The 25437-nt window shown below is 62.4% G+C and carries 12 protein-coding genes and 1 pseudogene; 3 read left to right on the forward strand and 10 right to left on the reverse strand.

Annotated elements, in window-relative coordinates; all coding sequences use genetic code 11:
- The first annotated feature begins 41 nt into the window (after nt 1-41).
- Together ACFSOZ_RS25400 and ACFSOZ_RS25405 are read left to right on the forward strand one after the other, a co-directional pair.
- Nucleotides 42-1754, forward strand: a complete 1713-nt coding sequence (locus ACFSOZ_RS25400) for a type I secretion system permease/ATPase (protein WP_379102385.1) — start codon at nt 42-44, stop codon at nt 1752-1754.
- A complete protein-coding gene (locus ACFSOZ_RS25405; RefSeq protein WP_379102387.1) occupies nt 1751-3103 on the forward strand; it encodes an HlyD family type I secretion periplasmic adaptor subunit in 1353 nt (450 codons plus the stop codon). The genes ACFSOZ_RS25400 and ACFSOZ_RS25405 overlap by 4 nt, the downstream gene beginning before the upstream one ends.
- A 22-nt stretch (nt 3104-3125) precedes the next feature.
- Here the strand turns inward: ACFSOZ_RS25405 and ACFSOZ_RS25410 are convergent, their stop codons facing one another.
- The 6 genes from ACFSOZ_RS25410 to ACFSOZ_RS25435 all read right to left on the reverse strand — a co-directional run bounded on the left by ACFSOZ_RS25410 (nt 3126) and on the right by ACFSOZ_RS25435 (nt 18338).
- Complete coding sequence (locus ACFSOZ_RS25410; protein WP_379102388.1) at nt 3126-3878, reverse strand: GGDEF domain-containing protein; 753 nt, start codon at nt 3876-3878, stop codon at nt 3126-3128.
- Between the two features lie 250 nt (nt 3879-4128).
- Nucleotides 4129-4797, reverse strand: a complete 669-nt coding sequence (locus tag ACFSOZ_RS25415; RefSeq protein ID WP_379103248.1) for a thermonuclease family protein — start codon at nt 4795-4797, stop codon at nt 4129-4131.
- A 100-nt stretch (nt 4798-4897) separates the two neighbouring features.
- Complete coding sequence (locus tag ACFSOZ_RS25420; RefSeq protein ID WP_379102390.1) at nt 4898-6097, reverse strand: ABC transporter substrate-binding protein; 1200 nt, start codon at nt 6095-6097, stop codon at nt 4898-4900.
- A 92-nt stretch (nt 6098-6189) separates the two neighbouring features.
- On the reverse strand, nt 6190-6942 hold the full coding sequence (locus ACFSOZ_RS25425; protein WP_379103249.1) for a lytic transglycosylase domain-containing protein: 753 nt from the start codon (nt 6940-6942) through the stop codon (nt 6190-6192).
- 32 nt (nt 6943-6974) lie between these two features.
- Nucleotides 6975-7346, reverse strand: coding sequence for a hypothetical protein (locus tag ACFSOZ_RS25430; RefSeq protein ID WP_379102391.1), 372 nt, complete (start codon nt 7344-7346; stop codon nt 6975-6977).
- 60 nt (nt 7347-7406) lie between these two features.
- The gene (locus ACFSOZ_RS25435) at nt 7407-18338 is read right to left on the reverse strand and encodes a beta strand repeat-containing protein (RefSeq protein WP_379102393.1); all 10932 of its coding nucleotides are present in this window, start codon (nt 18336-18338) and stop codon (nt 7407-7409) included.
- A 323-nt stretch (nt 18339-18661) separates the two neighbouring features.
- Between ACFSOZ_RS25435 and ACFSOZ_RS25440 the strand changes: the two genes are divergently transcribed.
- Complete coding sequence (locus ACFSOZ_RS25440) at nt 18662-19615, forward strand: transglutaminase-like cysteine peptidase (protein ID WP_379102395.1); 954 nt, start codon at nt 18662-18664, stop codon at nt 19613-19615.
- Nucleotides 19616-19727: 112 nt separating this feature from the next.
- Here ACFSOZ_RS25440 and ACFSOZ_RS25445 read toward each other — a convergent pair whose 3' ends face one another.
- From ACFSOZ_RS25445 to ACFSOZ_RS25460, 4 genes and pseudogenes are all read right to left on the reverse strand, one after another.
- Nucleotides 19728-20363, reverse strand: coding sequence for a ribbon-helix-helix domain-containing protein (locus tag ACFSOZ_RS25445; protein ID WP_379102397.1), 636 nt, complete (start codon nt 20361-20363; stop codon nt 19728-19730).
- Entirely contained in the window at nt 20353-21642 is a 1290-nt protein-coding gene (locus ACFSOZ_RS25450; RefSeq protein WP_379102399.1) for an HlyD family type I secretion periplasmic adaptor subunit, read from the reverse strand. The genes ACFSOZ_RS25445 and ACFSOZ_RS25450 overlap by 11 nt, the downstream gene beginning before the upstream one ends.
- A 41-nt stretch (nt 21643-21683) precedes the next feature.
- On the reverse strand, nt 21684-23816 hold the full coding sequence (locus tag ACFSOZ_RS25455) for a type I secretion system permease/ATPase (RefSeq protein WP_379102401.1): 2133 nt from the start codon (nt 23814-23816) through the stop codon (nt 21684-21686).
- Nucleotides 23817-23855: 39 nt separating this feature from the next.
- A pseudogene (locus ACFSOZ_RS25460) lies at nt 23856-25305 on the reverse strand (TolC family protein).
- Nucleotides 25306-25437: the final 132 nt, after the last annotated feature.

Raw genomic sequence — 25437 nt, forward strand, 5'->3', positions numbered from 1 at the left:
TTATGATGAAACCCCCTCGTCCCTCTGCCCTACAGGCGGTGATGAAAGAGGCCAAGCGCGCCGTTAAGCCGCTTATCTGGTTCAGCGCCGGCATCAACATACTGATGCTGACCGGCGCGTTCTACATGCTCCAGGTCTATCACCGTGTGTTGGGCAGCCACAGCTTGGAAACACTGGTAATGCTGTCGCTGATGGCGGCGGCGGCGCTCGCCACAATGGCCGGGCTGGAGGTAGTGCGCGGGCGCCTGTTGGCCACCGTTGGGACGTGGTTGAACGGTCGGTTAGCCCCGGTTCTCCTGACCGCATCGGTTGAATACGCCGCCTCGGCACCCGGTCAGATCAACGCCCGCGCGTTGCGTGACCTCGACCAGGTGCGGAATTTTTTTACCAGCCCGAGTATCTACCCGATCCTCGACGCGCCTTGGGCACCGATCTTCTTAGGCGCTATCTTCCTCATGCACCCCTGGTTGGGCTGGCTGGCACTCTGCGGCGGTATCGTGCTGTTCGCGCTGGCGTTGCTCACCGAGTACCTGACCCGCAAGCCATTGGCGGAAGCTGCAATCGCCCAGGCGCGGGCTTACATGCAGGCCGAGCAAACGATCCGCAACGCCGAGGTCGTCCAGGCCATGGGCATGTTGAATCCACTGCTCAACAGCTGGAAGGCCCAGCAGGACGAGGCAAACAGAGGACAATCTCGCGCCAGTAACCGATCCAGCGTCATCTCGGCCCTCGCGCGCTCTTTCCGGCTGGCCCTGCAGATGGCCGTACTCGGCCTCGGCGCTTATCTGGTGCTGAAAAACGAGGCTTCGCCCGGCATCATGATCGCTGCCTCAATCCTGATGGGTCGCGCGTTGGCCCCGGTTGAACAGGCGATCGGCACGTGGAAGGCGACGATCGGGGCACGGGCTGCTTACAAGCGTCTCGTTGCATTGGCCGGTCAGCGACCGGAGGCCACACCGACCCTGCCATTGCCGCGTCCGAAGGGTAAGTTTGAGGCCGAGAACATTATGCTCGCCAGACAGGGCGGCGAACCGATCCTGCGAGGGATCAGCTTCCAACTCAAGCCCGGTGAAGCGATGGCGTTGGTTGGCCCGAGCGCGGCCGGCAAGACGAGCCTAGCGCGAGTGTTGACCGGTACTTGGCGTCCGACCGGCGGTCGCGCCTTGCTTGACGGCATGAGCGTCGTTGAATGGGCGGCTGAGGACCGGGGTCGGCACGTCGGCTACCTGCCACAGGATATCGAGCTCTTCGCCGGCACCGTCGCCGAGAACATCGCTCGTTTTGCGTCACTCAGCCCCGCGGTTTTCAACAACGTGATCAAGGCAGCGGAGTTGGCCGGCGTCCACGAACTGATCAAGGGGTTGCCGAAGGGCTACGCCACCGAGATCGGTGAAGGTGGCGCGGCACTGTCCGGTGGGCAACGCCAGCGCATCGGGCTGGCGCGAGCGCTCTACGGCGACCCAGCGTTCCTTGTCCTTGACGAGCCTAACTCCAATCTCGACCACGAGGGCGAGCAAGCACTGGCTACAGTCATCGGTGGGCTCAAGGCGGCAGGTACGACTCTAATCTTGATCTCGCACCGGCCAAGCATTTTGGAAAAGGTCGACAAGGTGTTGGTCCTCAACCGCGGCCAGCAAGACCTCTTCGGCCCGCGCGACTATGTCTTCAACGAACTCGCCAACCGCGCCCGCAAGGTGACCCAACTGCCAACCCTCGAAGTGGTCAAGGAAGTCAAAGAGGTCAAAGAAGCATGAGCCGTTCCCCAGAATTGAACGTCGTGCCGTTACCCGTCCCGCCGCCACCCTCCCTGCTGGAACCGATACCCCTGCGCCTCACAGGCGTGACGTGCACGGGATTCGCGATCATGTTCCTGTTCTTCGGCGTCGCCGGGGGCTGGGCGGCGCTGGCGCCTTTGGACAGCGCCGCAGTGGCGCCGGGCGTTGTCAAGGTCGCCGGCGACCGCAAGCTCATCCAGCACCTCGAGGGCGGCATTATCGCGGAGTTGAACGCCGCCAATGGTGATATCGTCGAGGCGGGCAAGGTTCTCATCCGGCTCGACAACACGCAGGCAAAGGCGCAGCTCGACCTGATCCAGAACCGGATAGCGACGCGTGACGCGTTGGCCGCGCGTCTCAGGGCCGAGCGTGACGGCAAGGCCGAGATCGAGTTCGATCCGGCGTTGCTCGCAAATCCTGCAACCGCCGCAAAGGACACGGTGGCCGCACAGCGTGACGTGTTCGCGGCGAAGCACCACAACTTGAAGGACGAGCGGGAAATTCTCAGCCAGCGCCTTCACCAGATCCAGGAAGAGATAACGGGACTGGAACAGCTTATCGGCACCGAGGACAACCAGATCGAGGCGATCGAGGGGGAGAGCAAGGACCTCGAGGGGTTGCTGAAAAAGGGGCTGACCACCCGCGAGCGGAACCTGTTGCTCAGACGACAACGGCGGGAGATCGAGGGGGAGCGCGCCACCAACGCCGCGGCAATCGCCCGTGCCAGAAGCGCTATGGCCGAGATTGACATGCAAATCCTGAACCTCAGCACAGTGCGGCTGAACGAGGCCGTCGAGGAGCTGAGCAAGGTCGAGGCGGAGTTGTTTGACCTCAGACAGCAGGAGCGTTCCGCCAAGGACGTGCTTGCCCGTACCAATGTCGTCGCACCAGTTGACGGCATCATCATGGACCTGAAGGTCCACACGGCGGGCGGTGTCGTGAAACCCGGCGAGACATTGATGACAGTCGTGCCGCTCGGTCAACAACTCGTGGTCGAGGCTATGGTCAAACCAGAGGATGTCGAGACCATCGCCCCCGGACAGCCCGCGCGCGTCAGCTTCCCGGCCTTCGCCCGCTACAACCTGCCGCCACTCGACGGCGTGGTGGAGATCGTGTCGGCTGACCGCATGGTGGAGGAGCGCAGCGGGACACCGTATTTCACCGCGACCGTGTTGATCGACAAGAGCGAACTCGCCAAGCTGGAGGGCCGCAAGCTGCTGCCCGGCATGTCGAGCGAGGCGATGATCCGGACGGGTGCTCGCACCGTGCTTTCCTACCTCGCCGAGCCGATCACGCAGAACTTCCGCCGGGCGCTGCGGGAAAAATAGCCGTAGTCCGCCCGGAGGGGTGTCAGCTGTGGAGATGCTTCAATTCAAACCCGGAGTCATCTTGGGCGCCAGAGATGCGCTGTTCGGCGGACTGGAACAAGTCCGCGAACTCCACCTCGTTTTCAAACACCACGCCACCGACTTTGATAGCCAGGGCATCCTCGGTCCCTTTTGGTGCGAAATAGACTTGCGCGACACGCGCCCGGATACGCTCGCCGATTTCCTTGGCTTCCGCTTCGGTCGCGCCCGAGAGGAAAATCCCGAACATCGAAGTCCCTATGCGCCCAACCAGATCCTCCGCGCGCACCGATGATTGTATGGTTGTGGCTATGAGCCGCAAGGCCTCGTCGCCCCATTCAAGACCAAAGCGCAGGTTGATGGAGCGCAGATGCTCCGAATGAATGACCAGGAAGGCGCCCGAGCGTGGTCCCGGCGCCGATGGCCTTGTTGTTCTTCTGTCGACCATCGACGTGAAGACCGGCCCATTCAGACAGCCTGTCAGCCTGTCAAAAGTTCCAGACCTGTTGAGTTCCTGCCGGCAGGCGCGGATCTGGACCTGCTGCCAGCCGATCAGCGCAAAAACCGGCAGGGCAATGATCACCGGTAGCAGTACGGCGGTCATCATGCTGCGCCCGAACGGCGTGAACGCGTCGCTGAACAAAAGCAGGTAGTTGAGGCCGAGAGAAAGACCAAGGCTCCCGGCTGTCCCCAGAAAGGTCAGCCATGCGACGCTTCTCCATGCCCGCGCAGAGGCGGTCGCTACTGTTTGTGCCATTGGCTAATCTCCTGTCAGATCAGCCAGCATAGAGCCGGCGTACAGCATTTTCAGTTTCCGAGAACGATACAATTTGATCGATGAGACCCAATGACTGTTCGCGCGACCGGCTTGTTCAGGAAATCTGCGCCGCAATGGTTAATGAATGGAAAGCCGGCGACCGTTGAACAATCAACGGTCGTTCACCACCTATCAATCATCCCACCATGGCTTCCGCAACCGGGACTTTCCGATTCCTGAGCCTCGCAGCCTATCGCGGCGGGCCGAAAATGCCCATCTCCGCGCCCCAGGCCGTCGCCTCCGCCTTGCCATAGATGCCATTCGGCAGCGCCGTCGCCCAGCCGTTGGACACGAGCCAGGCGCCGACATCCTGCTTGCCCAGCCTGCACGGCGCGGCAATGGCAAAGCGCTCGGGGTCCGGCGGCACGAAACACTTCAGCGCACGCCCCCGCAGCCAGGAATTGAAAGCGGCACGTGCGCGCTGGCCACAAGGCCAGGTGACGTCGTGAAACAAACAGGATCCGTCGAGGTCGATGCCTTGCACCCCGCTGATGATCACCTCCCGGCCCATGGATTCGAAGATCGCGGACGATGTGGCAACCGAGCGGTAAAGCAGGACCTCCCGCCAATCTTCCGGCATCGGTGCCCTCGGGGGCACAGCCAGACCAAGATCGGTGAGCGGCGGACGAGGCTCCACCCGTTCGAGCTCCACAGGTTCAAGCTGTGGCGGAGCGATGAGGTTCTGAGCAATCTTGCGTGCCGATTCTCGTCGGTGTGCTTCGACGATGGGAGCAGCCCGTCGGGCTGGTTGTGTGCCGCTGTTTTGCGAAGGGGCAGGGACAGGCCGATCGACCGAAAGCAAAGCCTCGGCCTGAATGATCAGCAGAACCCCGGCCAGAAGCAGCACGCTTCCGAGCACGATCGCCAAGCGGCTGCGGCCCAGCCTACCCATCAGCCAGCCTACCCAGCAGCCAGCCTGTCCAGCAGATTGAGCAGGTTCCCAAGCCCCCCTCCCCCGATCAGAAACCCGACGTCGATTTCGCAACCAGTTTGAGAGCACCCTTTTGAATCTGGTAAAACGGCATCGACCGTTCACTGGATCCGTCAGCCCGAAACCGGAACAGACCTGTCGATCCACGAAACCCGCTTGGATTTTCGAGCACCTTTTTGCTAAAGCCATCGGGCCCGACCGCACTGGCAATCCCTGCTGTCAGGGCAACCATATCGTAAGCATAGGCCACATTGACGTCGGCCGGGTAGTTGTATGTCGTCCTGAAACGGTCGGCGATCGGTCCGGTTTCGCGCGAATCGAGCGTGGCGATATATGCCCCCTCGAACAGCGGATCCATGGGGTGCTCCAGCCAACGGCTGGTTCCGACGACGGAAATTGCCTTTCCCGGAATGCCCTTTGATTTGAGGGCGGCAAGGATAGGCGATGGGCTGCCGTCGCCGCTGGCAACGATCACGGCGTCGGGCGTGTCGACCAGCGAGCCCATTTCGTCGACCGCCTTCGCACCACCGTCGCCGGCCGAATACGGGACAGTGACCGCCAGCGTCGCGCCATAGATGCTGAGGCTGTTCGCGACCCGCTTCTCCACGGCGCTGGCGTTCGAGCCTTCCGCGACAAGCAGGACGAACTTCTTTTTACCTTTGGCAGCGAGTCCCGCGGCGCCCGCCGCGGCACTGTCCGCTTCGCTGAGCAGCACGGCATAAACCCCGGCGCCGCCTGCGAAATTGTCGGCAAGCGCCAGAACCGGCGGACGCGTCGATCCCGACAGCGTGGCAATATGCTGGGCTGCCGGCAGTTCGGTCGGGCCGATGACGACTTTCGACCCCGTCGTTATCGCACTTACCGCCAATTTGCTGGCCTGTACGCTGTCGCCTTTCGTGTCCTCTACCGTCAGCGTGAGCAATCCATTGCCGATATCCGTCATCGCCAGCTTGGCGGCGTCGAACATCTTCCTGCCGTTTTCCCCCGCCGTTCCGGGAGCGGACAGCGGCAGCAGCATCGTGATTTTTGTCGAACCGGTGCCCAGCGACTGGGTCGCCTGGGCCGGACCGGCACCAGCGCCGCCATTCTGACCGGCAGGCGCGGCAATAGCCGCCGGATCGAGCACTTCGGAAACGCCGCCCTTCGACTGGCAGCCTGACAATGTAACGGCGAGCGCAAGGGCGATTGCCCACGTCCGCGGACAGTGGACCTGTCGGCCAGCTTCCATGATTGCTCCAACCCAATGTGCCGCCGGGTATTGTTCCCGGTCTGGTCTTCAACCCATGTTACGGCGGACTTGCCGTGCCGTCTGTAGTTTCTTTAGCCATCGAACAGCCTGGCTCTGAGCGCCTTGATCTGTCTTGCTTGCCCGGCGGTCCGATAGTCGGCGCATTTCATGTATCGTGGCCCGGGCACGAAAACGCGGCGCACGCAAACGCCGTTTCCCTGGGCTGGAGCCCCATTCTCTCCGCCTGGCGAAAATGCGGCAAAGCCGAATGTCGCCACCGGCAACGGCCCGGTCACGTCAATCCCCTGCTTTGCCAGGATTGCCCGCGCGCGCTGACAGTAGCGGACCGAAAGCGCCGAGAACCGGCTTTCATTGTGCCCGGCGCGATACTTCATGACGGTTGTGCACAGATCGCCCGCGGCGAGCTTGTTGGCCTGGGCAAGATATTTGACCCCAAGCGCGATGTTGGTCGCCGGCGCGCTCAAATCGTCGAGGGAGCCTCGAAAGCCAAGCATTCGCGCCGTCGCCGGCATCACCTGCATCAGGCCGACTTCGCCGTCGGCGCCCTGCACGTCAGGATCGAAGCCGCTTTCGATCTCCATCACCGCATGCGCCAGCACCGGCTCCAGGCCATAGATCGATGCCTGACAGCTCGCAAATGCCTTGAAGGTCTGCCGGGTCCACTCGGCAGCCGCGTCGCACTGCGTCGGCCGCGTCAACGGCTGCCGTCGTTCCACGGCAGGTCGTTCCAGCCAGTTGGCGAGGGCCGGCGTGACAGTCTGGCCAAAGCCGGCCAACGCGATCGCTCCGGCGATCGCCCTCAGAAAAGATCCGTCGGCTATCATGATGGCCAACAGGCGTGGATTCGCTTATCCCCTCAGTGCATATACTCGACCATGCGATCGTGAAAACACTCGCATTTGTTGAGGGTATCTTCGTCGCGATAGTTCGTCTTCAGGTAGCCATAGGCCATGCCGCAGGCCACCTTGGCTTCCGATGCCCAGACGAAAACCGGCCGGGACGAGTTGATCCACTCCGAGCTGTTGGCGGCGGCGACCGATTCGTCCATCAGCTTGACCACCTGCTCCTTGAGGTCGACGATGTTGTCGGTCAGCACCAGGTTGGACGTCCCCACGACGCGACAATAGTCGGCCGAAGGACCTTCGATGATGTCGGCGGCGTAGCCCGTCGACCCGACTGCCAGCAACAGCGTCGCAGCGGAAACCAGCAGTCTTGCAGAACGATTCATAGTGAGCTCCCCTCGATATTAGCGATGTATAACATAGTCGTGTGACAGAGCGCCATGCCGTTAGATCGTGGTCGTGTGCTGTACATGCGCCGTGTCGTCGTAAAGCAGAGTGATGGTGCCGGCGGCGGGTGCGTTCTGCAAGACGGCCACGTCGACGAAATTGGCGCCGCCGGTTGTGCCATTGGCATCGACGCTGAGCGTGTGCGTGCCCGCATCGTATTTCGCGAAGTCGGCAATATTCCCCGCCGGGGCCGTCTCGAACAGGGCTGTCAGATCGATCTTGTCGCCCTGACCACCATTGTAGTCGGTGATAAGATCCTTGATGTCGAGATGGTCGAGCCTGAACGTGTCGGCGCCGAGGCCACCGGTCATCGTATCCGCTCCTGCGCCACCGACGAGGAAGTCATTGCCGGCCCCACCATCGAGAGTATCGGTGCCGGCGCCGCCGACGAGCGTATCGTTACCACCGCCCCCGTTCAGCGTGTCGGCTCCGGCTCCCCCATACAGCACATTCGCAAAACCGTCGCCCGTTAGCGTGTCGCCGTAAGCAGACCCGATAATGTCAGGCAAGGCCACCGTCGACGCGTAGACATGGGACGCGCCCGCGGCATCTGCCGAGTGATCCTGAAATGTCCCACTCAACGTCACGCCGATCTCGCTTGTCGCCTTGTCGCCGTCTGCATCCACGATCTCGATCGGCAGGTGGAAGTTGACGGGATCGGTGGTCTGAACGGCCGCGCCGAATCCGGTGACGGCGAAGTCGTTGCCGCTGTCGACGGACGGAGATGCGTTCAGCAACTCCAGGCTGTTGTAGCCGTCGGCCGTGAACGTCGCGATGGATACATTCGTATCGAGCACGCCCGTTATCTGGGCGGCATAGTGACCGCCGCCCAAATCGATGAAGTGAACCGTATAGCTTCTGTCCGCCAGCCCTCCCGGGTTGCCCAGCGTATATGGTGTTGCCGTGGTGCCAATATCGGCATACGCGACCACCTGCGTTTCCCCGTCATAGGTAATTGCGATTGACGAGACCGAATCGAGGTGGCCATCGCCGACTGTCGTATTGCCGTCGGTGCCGGTGGTGGCGTTGTCGTCGCGAGCGGTAATTTGAAGGACGGTGTTGGTGGTTCCATCGCCAAAGGTGAAGCTGGCGCCATTGGCCAGATAGTGATTGTCAAAGATGTGGTTGCCGGGGGGCGACCCAGTCAAATCTTGGACAAAGTCGACCCGTATACCTTCGCCCGCGCCGACATTTTGTCCGCCAGCACCACCGCCGGCGCCAAAGGAGTTCGCGTTCCCATTGATCGACGTAGCGGTGCCGAAGGGCGTGAAAAGCACGTCACGCGAGTTATCGTTGACAGGATTGCTGTCCTGATTCGTCGGCACCAAGCCGGCCCAAACCTTGTTGCTGCCGTAGAAGGCATACGATCCGTCAGTGAACGTCACGTTGGTCGGGCTGTCGACCGTTCCGTTCATGTCCACGGAATAGGTCGGATTGACGTTCTGGGGATCGAGAGTGACCGAGAACACCGTCGCGCCGTTGGCAATACCATACAAGGTATGGCCGTCCATCGACACGTCGTAAATGATGTGCGCGCCGCCCGACGTCAGGCCGCTGTCCGCGTTATCGAGAGACGCCGCGAACTTCACCGTGCCGGCGCCGTCCGCCCCGTAGTTGCTTGACAGCGTGTGGTCTTCGTCCAGGGCGAATGTGACCGGGTTCCCTGCTCCATTCGACAGCACCGCGTAATCCGGCGTAACTGCCGACGGGCCGTCATCCAGGAAGGTCACCGCGCCGCCGACGTTGATCACGCCCGTGCTCGCCGTGTCGCCATCCGCGTCCGTCACCGTTGCCGTCACGCCGATCTTGCCGGCAAGGGTCAGCGCATCGTTGTAGGCCGCCGGACCGCCATCGACCAGGTGCTCAAGCGCGACATTCTGCACAACCGTCAGCTTGCCGTCCGAGCCGATCGACACCGTGAACGCCGTGTGCGTCGCGCCGTCATTGTACTGGCCTTCGATCGTGCTTCCGACCTGCACCAGCGTGATCGCATGATCGCCCTGTGCCGTCGCAAGTCCGGAGTTCGCCTGTGTCACCGACAGGGCGTAGGTCGTCGTTCCGGCGCCGTCAGCGCCGTAGCTCGACGAAACCGTCACGATCGCCGCAGCGCTCGTTGCCGTCATCAGCGCCGGGGTCAGCACGCCGTCCGTCGTCGGACCGTTGTTCGTCTCGTCAAGCGTCACCGAGCTGCCGACCACCGCGTTGGTGATCGACGGGCCGTCATCCAGGAAGGTCACCGCGCCGCCGACGTTGATCACGCCCGTGCTCGCCGTGTCGCCATCCGCGTCCGTCACCGTCGCCGTCACGCCGATCTTGCCGGCAAGGGTCAGCGCATCGTTGTAGGCCGCCGCCGTCGAACCATCGACCAGGTGCTCAAGCGCGACATTCTGCACAACCGTCAGCTTGCCGTCCGAGCCGATCGACACCGTGAACGCCGTGTGCGTCGCGCCGTCATTGTACTGGCCTTCGATCGTGCTTCCGACCTGCACCAGCGTGATCGCATGATCGCCCTGTGCCGTCGCAAGTCCGGAGTTCGCCTGTGTCACCGACAGGGCGTAGGTCGTCGTTCCGGCGCCATCAGCGCCGTAGCTCGACGAAACCGTCACGATCGCCGCAGCGCTCGTTGCCGTCATCAGCGCCGGGTTCAGCACGCCGTCCGTCGTCGGACCGTTGTTCGTCTCGTCAAGCGTCACCGAGCTGCCGACCACCGCGTTGGTGATCGACGGGCCGTCATCCAGGAAGGTCACCGCGCCGCCGACGTTGATCACGCCCGTGCTCGCCGTGTCGCCATCCGCGTCCGTCACCGTCGCCGTCACGCCGATCTTGCCGGCAAGGGTCAGCGCATCGTTGTAGGCCGCCGCCGTCGAACCATCGACCAGGTGCTCAAGCGCGACATTCTGCACAACCGTCAGCTTGCCGTCCGAGCCGATCGACACCGTGAACGCCGTGTGCGTCGCGCCGTCATTGTACTGGCCTTCGATCGTGCTTCCGACCTGCACCAGCGTGATCGCATGATCGCCCTGTGCCGTCGCAAGTCCGGAGTTCGCCTGTGTCACCGACAGGGCGTAGGTCGTCGTTCCGGCGCCGTCAGCGCCGTAGCTCGACGAAACCGTCACGATCGCCGCAGCGCTCGTTGCCGTCATCAGCGCCGGGGTCAGCACGCCGTCCGTCGTCGGACCGTTGTTCGTCTCGTCAAGCGTCACCGAGCTGCCGACCACCGCGTTGGTGATCGACGGGCCGTCATCCAGGAAGGTCACCGCGCCGCCGACGTTGATCACGCCCGTGCTCGCCGTGTCGCCATCCGCGTCCGTCACCGTCGCCGTCACGCCGATCTTGCCGGCAAGGGTCAGCGCATCGTTGTAGGCCGCCGCCGTCGAACCATCGACCAGGTGTTCAAGCGCGACATTCTGCACAACCGTCAGCTTGCCGTCCGAGCCGATCGACACCGTGAACGCCGTGTGCGTCGCGCCGTCATTGTACTGGCCTTCGATCGTGCTTCCGACCTGCACCAGCGTGATCGCATGATCGCCCTGTGCCGTCGCAAGTCCGGAGTTCGCCTGTGTCACCGACAGGGCGTAGGTCGTCGTTCCGGCGCCGTCAGCGCCGTAGCTCGACGAAACCGTCACGATCGCCGCAGCGCTCGTTGCCGTCATCAGCGCCGGGGTCAGCACGCCGTCCGTCGTCGGACCGTTGTTCGTCTCGTCAAGCGTCACCGAGCTGCCGACCACCGCGTTGGTGATCGACGGACCGTCATCCAGGAAGATCACCGCGCCGCCGACGTTGATCACGCCCGTGCTCGCCGTGTCGCCATCCGCGTCCGTCACCGTCGCCGTCACGCCGATCTTGCCGGCAAGGGTCAGCGCATCGTTGTAGGCCGCCGCCGTCGAACCATCGACCAGGTGCTCAAGCGCGACATTCTGCACAACCGTCAGCTTGCCGTCCGAGCCGATCGACACCGTGAACGCCGTGTGCGTCGCACCGTCATTGTACTGGCCTTCGATCGTGCTTCCGACCTGCACCAGCGTGATCGCATGATCGCCCTGTGCCGTCGCAAGCCCGGAGTTCGCCTGTGTCACCGACAAGGCATAGGTCGTCGTTCCGGCGCCATCAGCGCCGTAGCTCGACGAAACCGTCACGATCGCCGCAGCGCTCGTTGCCGTCATCAGCGCCGGGTTCAGCACGCCGTCCGTCGTCGGACCGTTGTTCGTCTCGTCAAGCGTCACCGAGCTGCCGACCACCGCGTTGGTGATCGACGGACCGTCGTCCAGGAAGGTCACCGCGCCGCCGACGTTGATCACGCCCGTGCTCGCCGTGTCGCCATCCGCGTCCGTCACCGTTGCCGTCACGCCGATCTTGCCGGCAAGGGTCAGCGCATCGTTGTAGGCCGCCGCCGTCGAACCATCGACCAGGTGCTCAAGCGCGACATTCTGCACAACCGTCAGCTTGCCGTCCGAGCCGATCGACACCGTGAACGCCGTGTGCGTCGCGCCGTCATTGTACTGGCCTTCGATCGTGCTTCCGACCTGCACCAGCGTGATCGCATGATCGCCCTGTGCCGTCGCAAGTCCGGAGTTCGCCTGTGTCACCGACAGGGCGTAGGTCGTCGTTCCGGCGCCGTCAGCGCCGTAGCTCGACGAAACCGTCACGATCGCCGCAGCGCTCGTTGCCGTCATCAGCGCCGGGTTCAGCACGCCGTCCGTCGTCGGACCGTTGTTCGTCTCGTCAAGCGTCACCGAGCTGCCGACCACCGCGTTGGTGATCGACGGACCGTCATCCAGGAAGGTCACCGCGCCGCCGACGTTGATCACGCCCGTGCTCGCCGTGTCGCCATCCGCGTCCGTCACCGTCGCCGTCACGCCGATCTTGCCGGCAAGGGTCAGCGCATCGTTGTAGGCCGCCGCCGTCGAACCATCGACCAGGTGCTCAAGCGCGACATTCTGCACAACCGTCAGCTTGCCGTCCGAGCCGATCGACACCGTGAACGCCGTGTGCGTCGCACCGTCATTGTACTGGCCTTCGATCGTGCTTCCGACCTGCACCAGCGTGATCGCATGATCGCCCTGTGCCGTCGCAAGCCCGGAGTTCGCCTGTGTCACCGACAAGGCATAGGTCGTCGTTCCGGCGCCATCAGCGCCGTAGCTCGACGAAACCGTCACGATCGCCGCAGCGCTCGTTGCCGTCATCAGCGCCGGGTTCAGCACGCCGTCCGTCGTCGGACCGTTGTTCGTCTCGTCAAGCGTCACCGAGCTGCCGACCACCGCGTTGGTGATCGACGGACCGTCGTCCAGGAAGGTCACCGCGCCGCCGACGTTGATCACGCCCGTGCTCGCCGTGTCGCCATCCGCGTCCGTCACCGTCGCCGTCACGCCGATCTTGCCGGCAAGGGTCAGCGCATCGTTGTAGGCCGCCGCCGTCGAACCATCGACCAGGTGCTCAAGCGCGACATTCTGCACAACCGTCAGCTTGCCGTCCGAGCCGATCGACACCGTGAACGCCGTGTGCGTCGCGCCGTCATTGTACTGGCCTTCGATCGTGCTTCCGACCTGCACCAGCGTGATCGCATGATCGCCCTGTGCCGTCGCAAGTCCGGAGTTCGCCTGTGTCACCGACAGGGCGTAGGTCGTCGTTCCGGCGCCGTCAGCGCCGTAGCTCGACGAAACCGTCACGATCGCCGCAGCGCTCGTTGCCGTCATCAGCGCCGGGTTCAGCACGCCGTCCGTCGTCGGACCGTTGTTCGTCTCGTCAAGCGTCACCGAGCTGCCGACCACCGCGTTGGTGATCGACGGACCGTCATCCAGGAAGGTCACCGCGCCGCCGACGTTGATCACGCCCGTGCTCGCCGTGTCGCCATCCGCGTCCGTCACCGTCGCCGTCACGCCGATCTTGCCGGCAAGGGTCAGCGCATCGTTGTAGGCCGCCGCCGTCGAACCATCGACCAGGTGTTCAAGCGCGACATTCTGCACAACCGTCAGCTTGCCGTCCGAGCCGATCGACACCGTGAACGCCGTGTGCGTCGCGCCGTCATTGTACTGGCCTTCGATCGTGCTTCCGACCTGCACCAGCGTGATCGCATGATCGCCCTGTGCCGTCGCAAGTCCGGAGTTCGCCTGTGTCACCGACAGGGCGTAGGTCGTCGTTCCGGCGCCGTCAGCGCCGTAGCTCGACGAAACCGTCACGATCGCCGCAGCGCTCGTTGCCGTCATCAGCGCCGGGTTCAGCACGCCGTCCGTCGTCGGACCGTTGTTCGTCTCGTCAAGCGTCACCGAGCTGCCGACCACCGCGTTGGTGATCGACGGACCGTCATCCAGGAAGGTCACCGCGCCGCCGACGTTGATCACGCCCGTGCTCGCCGTGTCGCCATCCGCGTCCGTCACCGTCGCCGTCACGCCGATCTTGCCGGCAAGGGTCAGCGCATCGTTGTAGGCCGCCGCCGTCGAACCATCGACCAGGTGCTCAAGCGCGACATTCTGCACAACCGTCAGCTTGCCGTCCGAGCCGATCGACACCGTGAACGCCGTGTGCGTCGCGCCGTCATTGTACTGGCCTTCGATCGTGCTTCCGACCTGCACCAGCGTGATCGCATGATCGCCCTGTGCCGTCGCAAGTCCGGAGTTCGCCTGTGTCACCGACAGGGCGTAGGTCGTCGTTCCGGCGCCGTCAGCGCCGTAGCTCGACGAAACCGTCACGATCGCCGCAGCGCTCGTTGCCGTCATCAGCGCCGGGTTCAGCACGCCGTCCGTCGTCGGACCGTTGTTCGTCTCGTCAAGCGTCACCGAGCTGCCGACCACCGCGTTGGTGATCGACGGACCGTCATCCAGGAAGATCACCGCGCCGCCGACGTTGATCACGCCCGTGCTCGCCGTGTCGCCATCCGCGTCCGTCACCGTCGCCGTCACGCCGATCTTGCCGGCAAGGGTCAGCGCATCGTTGTAGGCCGCCGCCGTCGAACCATCGACCAGGTGCTCAAGCGCGACATTCTGCACAACCGTCAGCTTGCCGTCCGAGCCGATCGACACCGTGAACGCCGTGTGCGTCGCACCGTCATTGTACTGGCCTTCGATCGTGCTTCCGACCTGCACCAGCGTGATCGCATGATCGCCCTGTGCCGTCGCAAGCCCGGAGTTCGCCTGTGTCACCGACAAGGCATAGGTCGTCGTTCCGGCGCCATCAGCGCCGTAGCTCGACGAAACCGTCACGATCGCCGCAGCGCTCGTTGCCGTCATCAGCGCCGGGGTCAGCACGCCGTCCGTCGTCGGACCGTTGTTCGTCTCGTCAAGCGTCACCGAGCTGCCGACCACCGCGTTGGTGATCGACGGGCCGTCATCCAGGAAGGTCACCGCGCCGCCGACGTTGATCACGCCCGTGCTCGCCGTGTCGCCATCCGCGTCCGTCACCGTCGCCGTCACGCCGATCTTGCCGGCAAGGGTCAGCGCATCGTTGTAGGCCGCCGCCGTCGAACCATCGACCAGGTGTTCAAGCGCGACATTCTGCACAACCGTCAGCTTGCCGTCCGAGCCGATCGACACCGTGAACGCCGTGTGCGTCGCGCCGTCATTGTACTGGCCTTCGATCGTGCTTCCGACCTGCACCAGCGTGATCGCATGATCGCCCTGTGCCGTCGCAAGTCCGGAGTTCGCCTGTGTCACCGACAGGGCGTAGGTCGTCGTTCCGGCGCCGTCAGCGCCGTAGCTCGACGAAACCGTCACGATCGCCGCAGCGCTCGTTGCCGTCATCAGCGCCGGGTTCAGCACGCCGTCCGTCGTCGGACCGTTGTTCGTCTCGTCAAGCGTCACCGAGCTGCCGACCACCGCGTTGGTGATCGACGGACCGTCGTCCAGGAAGGTCAGGTTGCTGCCGATGTTCAGCGTCGCCGACTGATGATCGCCATCATTGTCTGTGATCGTTGCCGTCAGCGTCACCAGATTGCCGGCGTTCAGGCTGATCGGCTCGTTCGGATCCGTCGTCGGATGGACGACCGCCCGCTGCTGGTCGAGCGTCACATTGCCCGACGCATCGGTGGTGACCGTGAACACGACCAGACCGCCCACACCCGCACGGCCGACCACCTGGCCAGCCTCGAGGCTCAGCACCACCGCCTGGCCGCTCGCCGTATCGACCAGTCCGGTCGCACCGGCATTGAAGCCCAGCGCATAGGTGGTCGTGCCGGCGCCATCGGCGCCATAGCTGGAGGTGAAGGCACTGGCGAAGTTCGCCGTCGCATCCGTCGTCAGATCGGTCTCGTCGACGCTCAGCGACGGCAGCTTCACATCGGCCAGCGCAACCGTCGGAGCATCATCGTTGAAGGTTATGGTCAGCGTGCCTGGTGCCGTCGAGCCATCAGCATCGGTGATCACATAGCCGAGGTTGACCGTCGCATTGTTCTCGTCGTTTGGACCCTGGGCCTGAAGCACGTTTTCGAGCAGCGTCACCGTGTAGGCGCCAGTGGCCGGATCGGTCACATGCACCGTGAACAGATCGCCGCGTGGACCCGTCGCCGTCAGCGTGTCGTTGCCGGCGTTCCAGCTGTAGGTGACGTTCTCCTGGCCGACCGTCCCGTTGGTGCCGTCCAGCGCCGCGAACGAGAAGCCGTTGGAACCGGCGCCGTCGCCGCCGACGCTGCCGCCCAGCGTGCCGTTGTAGGTCGCTTCGCTGGCGCTGAGCGGAACTTCGCCCGCATTGGCGTCGATGTCGCCCGCCGTGCTTGCCGCATTGCCCCCGGCAAGCCCGTCGTCATCGACCGTGGCCGCCGCCGTGCCGGCCGTCGGATGGTTGGCGTCCGTTACCGCAAAGCTGATGCCGGCCGTCGCCTTGTCGCCATCGCCGTCCGTCACAGTATAGGTCGCCGAGGCCGCACCGGCCCCAATGACCGGACTGTTGGCCGTGAATGAATAGCTGCCGTCAGCCTTGACCTTGATAAAGCCGTCGCCGATGTCGATCGCCTGCGAGTAGCCGTCGCCGCCGAAGTTCAGCTGCGTGCCGTCGATATGCGACACTGTCGCGCCGTCGGCGCCGGCGGCGAAGTCCAGCGTGCCGGTGATCGTCGCACCCTCAAGAACATTCTGCGAAGCCTCGGCCGTAGCCGTCGGCACATCGTCGACGATGTTGACAGACAATGTGCCGTTGACGCTCTGCGCGTCCTGGTCGGTGAGCGTGACGGTGAAGTTCTCGAACAGGCTGTTGGTGCCTTGGACGGCCGCATGCGCCTCGTTGTCGACGAGTGTGTAGGTATAGCTCACCACACCGGTGCCGGCATTGTAGCCGGTCACCGTCAGTGTGTTGCCGAGCGCGGTGGTGAAGGAGCCGGCGGTGAACACACCGTTGGTGATGAAGGCATGGTTCTCGATCGCCAGCGAGGCGATGCCGTCGGGCGACGAGATGGTGAAGGTGCCGCCCTGTGTCGTGCTCTCCTTTGAACTGTCCGATCCAGCCGATTCGCCCTGCCCGCGGCTGGCCAGGAGGTCGTCCTCGTTGACGGTCACGTCGCCGCCACCGGCTGCCGGCGACAGGTCGCCGATCGTCGGTGTCGAATTGCCGATCGAGATCGTCAAGGTCGTGTGCGACAGATCTCCGTCGCCGTCCTTGATCGTGTAGGTGAACACGTCCTTGACGCCGCCGGGCGTCCCGGCATCGCGCACATAGCTGTAGGAGCCATCCGCCTGCAGTGTCAGCGTGCCGTAGGTGCCGTGGATCGGCGCGTTCAGTGTGACGCCGCTGTCCAGATCCGCATTCGTCGTGCCGGCGGCAACGCCCGCAACCGTCGCGTCATCGGCACCCTTGGTGTCGGCGCCCGCCGCATTGCCGTCGCTGCCGGCGCCGCTGATCACATTGCCGTCGACCGGCGCGTGCGAACCCGCCGCCACCGCATCGGTGTCGGCAACTGCCGTCGGTGCGTCGTCGATGATATTGATGACCAGATTGCCGTTCGGTGCCGGATCGCCATTTGCATCCGTAACCGCAACCGGGAAGCTCACATTGGTGGCGTTGCCAGCGGTGTTGTCGAGAAGCGTGTAGGTGTAGTGGATGGTGCCGATGCCGGTCGCCGCATCGTAGACATAACTCGCCGTCAGCGAGCCGGTCGCATCGGTGAAGGTCTGATCCACACCACTCAACGCATGGCCGCCGAGCGAGACCACCTGCACGCCGTCCGGCGAGGTGAAGCCGATGTTGCCCGAGGTCGTCTCCGAAGACGCAGCCTCGTTCGAGCCGGCAGGCTCGCCGCCACGCGCCGGCAAGCCGGCCTCGCTGACTGTTGCCGAGCCTATGAGGTCGATCGAGGGGGTGGAGTTTTCTTCTTTTTCCTCAACGCCGATTGTCAGTTCGCGCCGTTCCAACAACCCGAACTGCAAGTCTGTCGGAGGCAACAAGGCTGAAAGGCCAAACCCGTCGCCGATACCGCCGGCGGGGATTTCGAAATTCCCGCCTGCGCTGGGGGGCGAACCGCCTGGGCCGGCCGACATGGAACCGTCGGCGCCGAAAGCAACGTCGACATGGCTTGCCTCGAGCGCTGCCAGCAAGGCAACGCGCGGCACCTCGACGTCGCCAATGACGAAGGTCGGCACGTTCAAGGCGCCATCCTTGATCACGATTACCGAGCCGTCGGCCTGTTCGAGCACAAGGTTGTGGCCATCGACCTTGATGTTGTCGATGGAAACGTTGGACGGAAGTTTTACGATGTTGCTGGCGTCAGCCACATATTCATGCGGCGCCGTCGCCGCGGGTGCGTTTGCTGTCGCCGGCGCTTCCGGCTTGACAGGCGCTCCGCTCCCAACATCGACCGGCACCGGTTCGGCCGCTGCCGGCGCGGGCTGCTGCGCCGAAGTTGCTTGCGCGACCTGGATCTCTGCTGGCGATGCCTGACCGTTATGTTCGCTGGACGCGGAATGCTCGTCCAAGGAACCCGAAAAACTGTCCAACTCGTTATTGGTGATCATTGCTGAAACCCCTCCGGCATTTCCCGGAAAGAGACATGGGCCGCTTCTGCTTTGCAACAGCCCCGCAACCTATTTCATATACTATGATATGCTTAGTTCGGCATTTTTTACATGTGGTAAACTACGACAATATAACCTGATATATGTTGACGTCGGTGCGACTTGCTTGGCGGAGGCAAGTCGAGGTTTCTTGGTAAATAGAAGTATAAAATCGAATAAAATTTTAGAGAAAATAGACAAAGCCATTTGCGAGAAAGTTATCTACCTTCCTTTCCAATAATTTGAGACAAGATTGGTAGCGTCCACAGTCAAAGGTGGGCGTTATGAAAAAAGAAAAATCAGCCCCGGGAAAAACCGGGCTCAAGGTGCTCTTGCTGGCAATCGGTCTCGTCGGCCTGGCAGGACCCTCATTCGCGAATACCGTTTCCGGGGAGGTCGCCGCTACCGGCACGCCTCTGGAAAAGCTCCAGACGCCGCCCTGTCTCGGCGGTGTTTCGCTGGCGAGGCCTCAGCCCTGGCAGCCTGCGGCCCCGTACCGGGTCGGCATGGTTTTCGGCAGTTATGGCCCGGCCGTTACCCCGGTTGCTGATCGCGGGGATGGCTCGTCAGTGGCGCGAAGCGATGCCGGGATAGATCCGCTGCAGACGGCGTCGATTATTCCCGGCGTATTCGGGTCGGTAGCCTTGTCGATGCGCAATTTTCCCGTCTCGGCTCGCTGGGCACCTGTCTACCGGGCAATCATCAGCTGCTCGGCAGACAGCGCCTGCGAGCACAAGAGTGCGGCTTTTGCCAGCATGGTCTCCGTCGCTCAGGGCAAGGGGTTCAGCGAAAAGCTGTCCTTCGTCAACAGCAGCGTAAACCGCCTGATCGCCTACCGGAAAGACAGTGTTGTCTACGGCAAACTCGACTATTGGGCAAAGCCGTCGGAAATTCTCGAACGGCGAGCCGGCGACTGCGAGGATTTTGCGATCCTCAAGATGACGGCTTTGCTGAGGGCTGGCATTCCAGCGCAAAGCATGGCGCTCGTTGTTCTCCAGGACCGCAAGAGAGGCTTCTTTCACGCAGTGCTGTCGGTGAGCACAGGCAGCGGCACCTTCATTCTCGACAGCCTCAGCAACACCGTTGTGCGCGATAGCGATCTTCCGGACTACGTTCCGCTCTATTCGTTCAGCACGGACCGCGCCTGGATCCACGGCTCAAGACCGGGCGCAGCCCAGATGGCAGACATCAAAGGCGGCTTCGCGACCGTCGCGCCGGGCGAAGGTTTTCAGCCATAGGCCTTCGGCAAGAATGCATGTCGCCAAAAGTGCGCAGCGGTTTTGGGACTACAACCTGCATGAAACAAAGGCGTGAAGCGCGTCGATTGAATCCGTTTCAGCCCGACACGCTTTAGCCGCCGAAGACGAACGCCATCAGCAGCTCCGGCTCGAGCACCGGGGCCCTCACCGCATTCAACTGACCTCGGTATCGACGTTCACCGGCGCCGATTACAAAGCCGGTAGCCACCGGCGCTTCGCCATTGGCGTCAAGCCGCGCGAATATGTCGGCTACATTGAGGTCGAGCGCCAGCTTGAGGTCATGCCGCGCTTCGTCGGTTGGCACGATCGGCAGTTGACGCTTGACCAGTTGCTGGAACGGCGCGTTGAAAGTCAGGATCTTCTTCGACGATGCTAGGGCAAAGGCTGGTGACGGACAGGCGACCAGTATGGCGTTGATGGTGTTGATCGACGCAAGCCTTCGCAGGGTCAGGTTTTCGTTCCCCAATCCACGCATGCAGGCTACCCTGATCGCAGATGTCAGGTTACCTGTCTGTGCCTGACTTTCGGCGATCTCATCGATGAGCATGCCGATCGTGCACTTCCTGCTTTCGGCCATCTGCTTCAGCGACGCCCAGAAAGCCCGTTCCAAACGGATGCCGCGTCGTATGCCGCCACGCGCCACAACCCGGAATTCCAGCCCAAAATCTTCGGGCGCGACCGGAGGCAGCAGCCGCCCGTGACCGGGAGAGCCAGCGCTACCGCTCACTCATTGCCTCCTGACGCGCCTTGTTGATCGGCTTCAAGAGATAGTTCAGGATCGTCTTGCGTCCAGTCTTGATGTCGACTGAACAAATCATGCCCGGGATGATCGAATAGGCCTTGCCGTCTCTCTCAAGTGTCGATTTGTCCGTCGACACGCGCACCTGGTAATAGGGTTCCCCTGTCTTCTGATCGACCAGGCTGTCGGCTGTAATATTGGAGACCTTGCCTTCGATGCCGCCGAAGATCGAGAAATCATAGGCAGTGACTTTGATAAGCGCGTCCTGGTCGGGGCGGATGAACGCGACATCCCGGGGCGACACCCGCGCCTCGACGAGCAACGTCTCCGAGGTTGGCACGATGCCGGCCACGACGGCGCCGGGTTGGACGAAGGCACCGACCGTGTTCAGCTCCAGCGTGTTGACTATCCCGTCGACCGGCGACCGGATATCAGTGCGTGCGACCTTGTCGGTCGCCCCCCTTATGGTTTCATCCACCACCGAGAGATCGGCCAGCGCCTCCGTCAAGTCGCTCAGAGCTTCTTGCTGCAACTGCAGGCCGAGCTCGTTGACCTGAAGCTGGGCTTCCGTGATAGCCCCCTTGGTTTTCTTGATGGTTTCACCGGCGAGGTTCAGCTGCCCCTGCAGTTCGGTCTGCTCGCGCTCGACGCGGATCTGCTCGGTCCTCGCCATCAGCCCCTTCTTGACCATGGAATCGACCAGCGCCTTTTCCTGGTCGCTGACGGCCAGATTCTTGGTCAGGCGATCGAGATTGGCGGTGGCTTCGTCCAATTCATTCTCGCGCTGATCGAGGCGCGACTTGAGAACCGACAGCTTGACTTCGAAGTTTTCGCGGCGCGCGACGAGCAGCTTCTGCTCGTTTTCGCAGATTTCCGGCGCTGTCTTCAGGATCTCGGGCGGACAGGGAAATGAGCCTTCGAGATTGCCGCTCTGCTCGAATTGGAGCCGCGCAATGCGCGCCCGCAAGGCCCGCGCCTTGGCCTGCTGCTCGCCAAGGCTGGACGTGTTGAGCGTGTTGTCGAGGCGAATGATGAGATCATTCTTCTTGACGACCTGGCCGATCGTCACTGCGATTTCCTGGACGACACCGGCTTCACTGGCCTGAATGATCTGGGTCTTGGAAGCGGGTATCACCTTGCCGTCGCCCCGCGCGATCTCATCGACTTCGGCAAACGACGCCCAGGCGACAAAAACGACGAAGAGCGCTCCTATTATGAATATGGACGCCGACGCAAAGAGCGGCGGTCGATCTTCCCTGGCAAGCATTTCCCACGCCCCAACGCATTGGATGCATCAACATTGTTTTATCAGGCGCTTGTTTTCTGCAACGCCTGTATGACTTGGTCCTTCGGTCCGTCAGCAACGATCTTGCCCTGTTCGATAACGATCAGGCGGTCGGCCAGTTCAAGCATGCTGAAGCGATGTGTGGAGACGATCAGCGTGGTGTCGCGGTCGAAGGCGACCTTGAGCTGCTTTATCAACTGGCGTTCCGATGCGAGATCCATCGAGCCCGACGGTTCATCCAGAAAGACGATTTTCGGTTTGGTCAGCAGCAGGCGTGCGATTGCCACCGTCTGCCTCTGGCCGCCCGAAAGATTGGTGCCACGCTCGCCGACATTCATGTCGTAGCCGCGCGGGTGGCGTGAAACGAAATCGTCGACGCCAGCCGCCTTTGCCGCTTCGATGATCTGCTCGTCGGTAGCCTCCGGACAGGCCATCAGGAGATTTTCCTTGATCGTGCCCGAGAACAGATCGCCAGCCTGCGCAACGATGCCGACGGCAGCGCGAACCTCTGACGGGTGATACTGGCGAACATCGATCCCATCCAGCAGCAGCTCACCGGAGGTCGGCAGGAAAAGCCTGCCGACCAGCCGGCCCATCGTCGTCTTTCCCGATCCGATGCGACCGATGATGCCGATCCGCTCTCCCGGCTTCACCGAGAAATTCAGACCGGTCAAAACCTCGTTTTCCGAGCCGGGATAGACAAACCCGACATTCCTGAACACCATCGCCCCGTTGCGAATTGGACGGTTGACGAAACCCACCGTGTCCGGTCGGTCCTCCGGTTGAGCCATGATCGAGTTCACCATCCTCAACGAGAGCATGGCCTGGCGAAACCGGGACAGCGTGATGGCGATCTGGCCGAGTGGAGCCACGGCCCGGCTCGCCAGCATGACCGTTCCTATGATTGCGCCTGTCGAAACATGCCCTTCCGAGAAGGCGTAAGCGCCGGCCACGACGAGAGCGACGGTCACCAGCTGTTGTATGGACTGGGTTATGTTGCCCGCGGCCGCCGAAAGTTGCTTGATCTTCTCGGACGTGTTGGCGGCGTTCTTGGAGTGCTCCCCCCATTTTCGCAGCAGATACGCCTCGGCACGCAGTGACTTGATCGTCTCCAGCGTGGAGATGGATTCGACCAGCAGGGCCTGGCGTTGCGAAGCTTCGTTCATTGAGGCGGCGACGCGCTTGCCGATGCGGCGCTGGGTAATCAAGCCGACGATGACGGACATCACGAAGGCCACCGCCGGGATGATCACCAGCCAGCCGCCTATCGCATAGATGACAAGAAGAAAGACGAAGACGAATGCCGTGTCGATGAACACGCTGATGGTGTTCGAGGTGAAGAACTCCCTGACGAACTCATATTGCGTGATCCTGTTTGCGTATTCACCGGTCGAGCCGGGACGCGCCGACAGTGACGAGTTCAGCACTTTTTCGAACAGAAGATACGATATCCGAATATCCGCCTTGCGCCCGGCATAGTCGATCAGGGAGGCCCTGGCCGTCTTCAAAAGCAGATCGAACAGGATGACGGCACCAATGCCGATTGCCAAAACCCACAGCGTGGATATTGCCTTGTTCGGCAGAATCCTGTCGTAGACGTTCATCGTGAAGATGGGCGAGGCAATGGCCAACACATTGATGAATGTCGCCGCAAGGACGACTTTCGAATAGGTGCGCCAGAAGGCGCCCATCGTCCCCGTCAGCCAATGGCGCCTTTCGATCTTCTGCGCCGAGCCGACCTTCATCCCCTCGGTGGCATTGGCATAGGTGATCGAGAAGGAAGCGCCGCCGCTGATATAGCTGGCAGCCAGCTCGGATCTGCTGATCGCGGTGCGGCCGTTCTCCTGGGGGGCAGTCAGGTACTCGCCCGGCTCAATCTCCGCGAGCAGGGCAACAGGCAGCTGGCTGACGCGAAACAGAATGGCGGGAAGATCGACGCGTCCGCGCAGGAAATCGCGATGACTGACTTCCTTGACCTCGAGGCCGATGCGCTCGGCAAGGTGCCGAATATCCTCTACCTCAATTCGCGTCTCTGAAATCGGCACCCCGGCAAACAGCACTGTCTCGGCGCTCGGCCGGCCGAGATAGCCGGCAACCGCTGAAAAGCAGGCCTTGAATGCCTCCTTGGGGGAGAGGATGTTGGGTTGCTGGTTCACGATATGCCCGTAAGGACCCTCGCTGGACCCTATGCCGCCTTACTTTTTCCGCACTGGCGCGAGGATATCGAAAGGCAGGTCGTTTTTCTGCTCCGATGGCGTCCGCGCATAGGTTTCAGTGTCTGCGGTTTCTGGTGCGTTGAACTCGGTGCGGGCATATGCCGTGGCCTGCTTTGCCGGCTGAAGGTTCATCGTCTTCAGCAACTCGCCTGTCGCCGCGAGCAACCGGTACTGGGCGAAAAGCGATGCGTAAGATGCTGTGTCCGCCAGGGTTGCCGTGTTGAACCGCGTATTCTGTGCGTCAAGCACATCGAGCAGCGAGCGCTGTCCGACTTTGAACTGCTCGCGATAAGACGAAACCAGCTTTTCACTGGAAGCAGCCTGCTGCCTCAACGTCTTTGCAAGGTCGGCCTGTCTGAAACGGCGATCCCAAGACGTGCGAACGGCTTCCTCGATTTCGCGCAGCACCTGATGATAGGCAAGCCGCTGCTCGCTGGCACGGCGGATCTGTTCCTGCTCATTGGCCTTGTCTATGCCGCCTCGATACAGGTTCCAACGCAGCACCAGACGCGCCTGCAGGTCACTGGCGTCCCCGTTGTCGCCGTCAATGTCATATCCCCCCCCTGGCGCGGCCTTCAGCCAGGACTTCAGGGCCATATTTAGCCCGGGCCGCATCCACCATGGAAGCAGCAGCGGCGATATCGCTTGTGGCCATGTGAACGCGCGGATTGTTCTGCCGCGCCAAGCCTAGCGCATCATCGAGTGATCTCGGAAGTGCTGAGGCGACGTCGGCAGGCCGCGAAGCGTTGACCAGCGGTTTTCCGACGGTCTTGAAGAACCGGATCTTGGAGGCTTCCAGTTCTTCGGTCGCCTCCTGCATGCGTGCCTTGGCTGCGAACAGGCGCTCCTCGGCCTGCTGCCGGTCGGCCTCGTTCAGCGCCCCTCCTGAGATGCCCTGCCGGATGTCGCCGAGTATCGCCTGATGGAAACCCAGATTCTTCTTGGCTTCGGCGACGATCGAAGCCTGCAGCATGTATTCAAGGTAGTCCTGGACGACCGACAGGCCGATGAATTCCGAGCGCTCCAGCACCCGGAAGGACGCTCCGTCGACTCGCGATGCCTGGCGGTTCAATTCCGCCCGCCGCGCTCCGCTGTCAAATAGCTTCTGAGTAACCACCAGATCGGCTTCCGCCGGATAGAGCGAATCGTCCTCTATCGACAGAGCGCGCCTAGACGAATTGTCGAGGCGACGAACTCCAGCCGATGCCTCGACATCGACACTGGGAAGATAAAGGCCCTTGGCCTGCCGCAGTTCGAACTCGATTGCTTCGCGGTTTTCGATTGCCTGTCCAATCTCGGGATTGGATTCCACCGCAACGGCCATCGCCTCCTTGAGCGTGAGCGCATGAGCACTTCCGCAGGTCAGCATGGTAGCCGTCATCAAAAGACCAAGGCGCTTGCCTATGGTCAAGATGCTTGTCGTATTCATATAACCCACCCTACGTTTCCCCAGCACCCTTATTCGCGAGCGCTACAACCAAGCCAAGGCCTGCCCATCGAGAATTATCCACAGTTTCACGAAATGTGTGAGAAATTATTGAATTAGCCTCTGCTAAAGGGG

It is taken from the genome of Mesorhizobium newzealandense, from assembly GCF_042682145.1.
GTDB classification, from domain to species: Bacteria; Pseudomonadota; Alphaproteobacteria; order Rhizobiales; family Rhizobiaceae; genus Mesorhizobium; species Mesorhizobium newzealandense.

What these genes read in the sequence shown, in the direction of transcription:
- ACFSOZ_RS25400 (WP_379102385.1), top strand. Translation starts at nt 42, where the DNA reads ATGAAAGAGGCCAAGCGCGCCGTTAAGCCGCTTATCTGGTTCAGCGCC.
- ACFSOZ_RS25405 (WP_379102387.1), top strand. Translation starts at nt 1,751, where the DNA reads ATGAGCCGTTCCCCAGAATTGAACGTCGTGCCGTTACCCGTCCCGCCG.
- ACFSOZ_RS25410 (WP_379102388.1), bottom strand. Translation starts at nt 3,878, where the DNA reads ATGGCACAAACAGTAGCGACCGCCTCTGCGCGGGCATGGAGAAGCGTC.
- ACFSOZ_RS25420 (WP_379102390.1), bottom strand. Translation starts at nt 6,097, where the DNA reads ATGGAAGCTGGCCGACAGGTCCACTGTCCGCGGACGTGGGCAATCGCC.
- ACFSOZ_RS25425 (WP_379103249.1), bottom strand. Translation starts at nt 6,942, where the DNA reads ATGATAGCCGACGGATCTTTTCTGAGGGCGATCGCCGGAGCGATCGCG.
- ACFSOZ_RS25430 (WP_379102391.1), bottom strand. Translation starts at nt 7,346, where the DNA reads ATGAATCGTTCTGCAAGACTGCTGGTTTCCGCTGCGACGCTGTTGCTG.
- ACFSOZ_RS25435 (WP_379102393.1), bottom strand. Translation starts at nt 18,338, where the DNA reads ATGATCACCAATAACGAGTTGGACAGTTTTTCGGGTTCCTTGGACGAG.
- ACFSOZ_RS25440 (WP_379102395.1), top strand. Translation starts at nt 18,662, where the DNA reads ATGAAAAAAGAAAAATCAGCCCCGGGAAAAACCGGGCTCAAGGTGCTC.
- ACFSOZ_RS25450 (WP_379102399.1), bottom strand. Translation starts at nt 21,642, where the DNA reads ATGCTTGCCAGGGAAGATCGACCGCCGCTCTTTGCGTCGGCGTCCATA.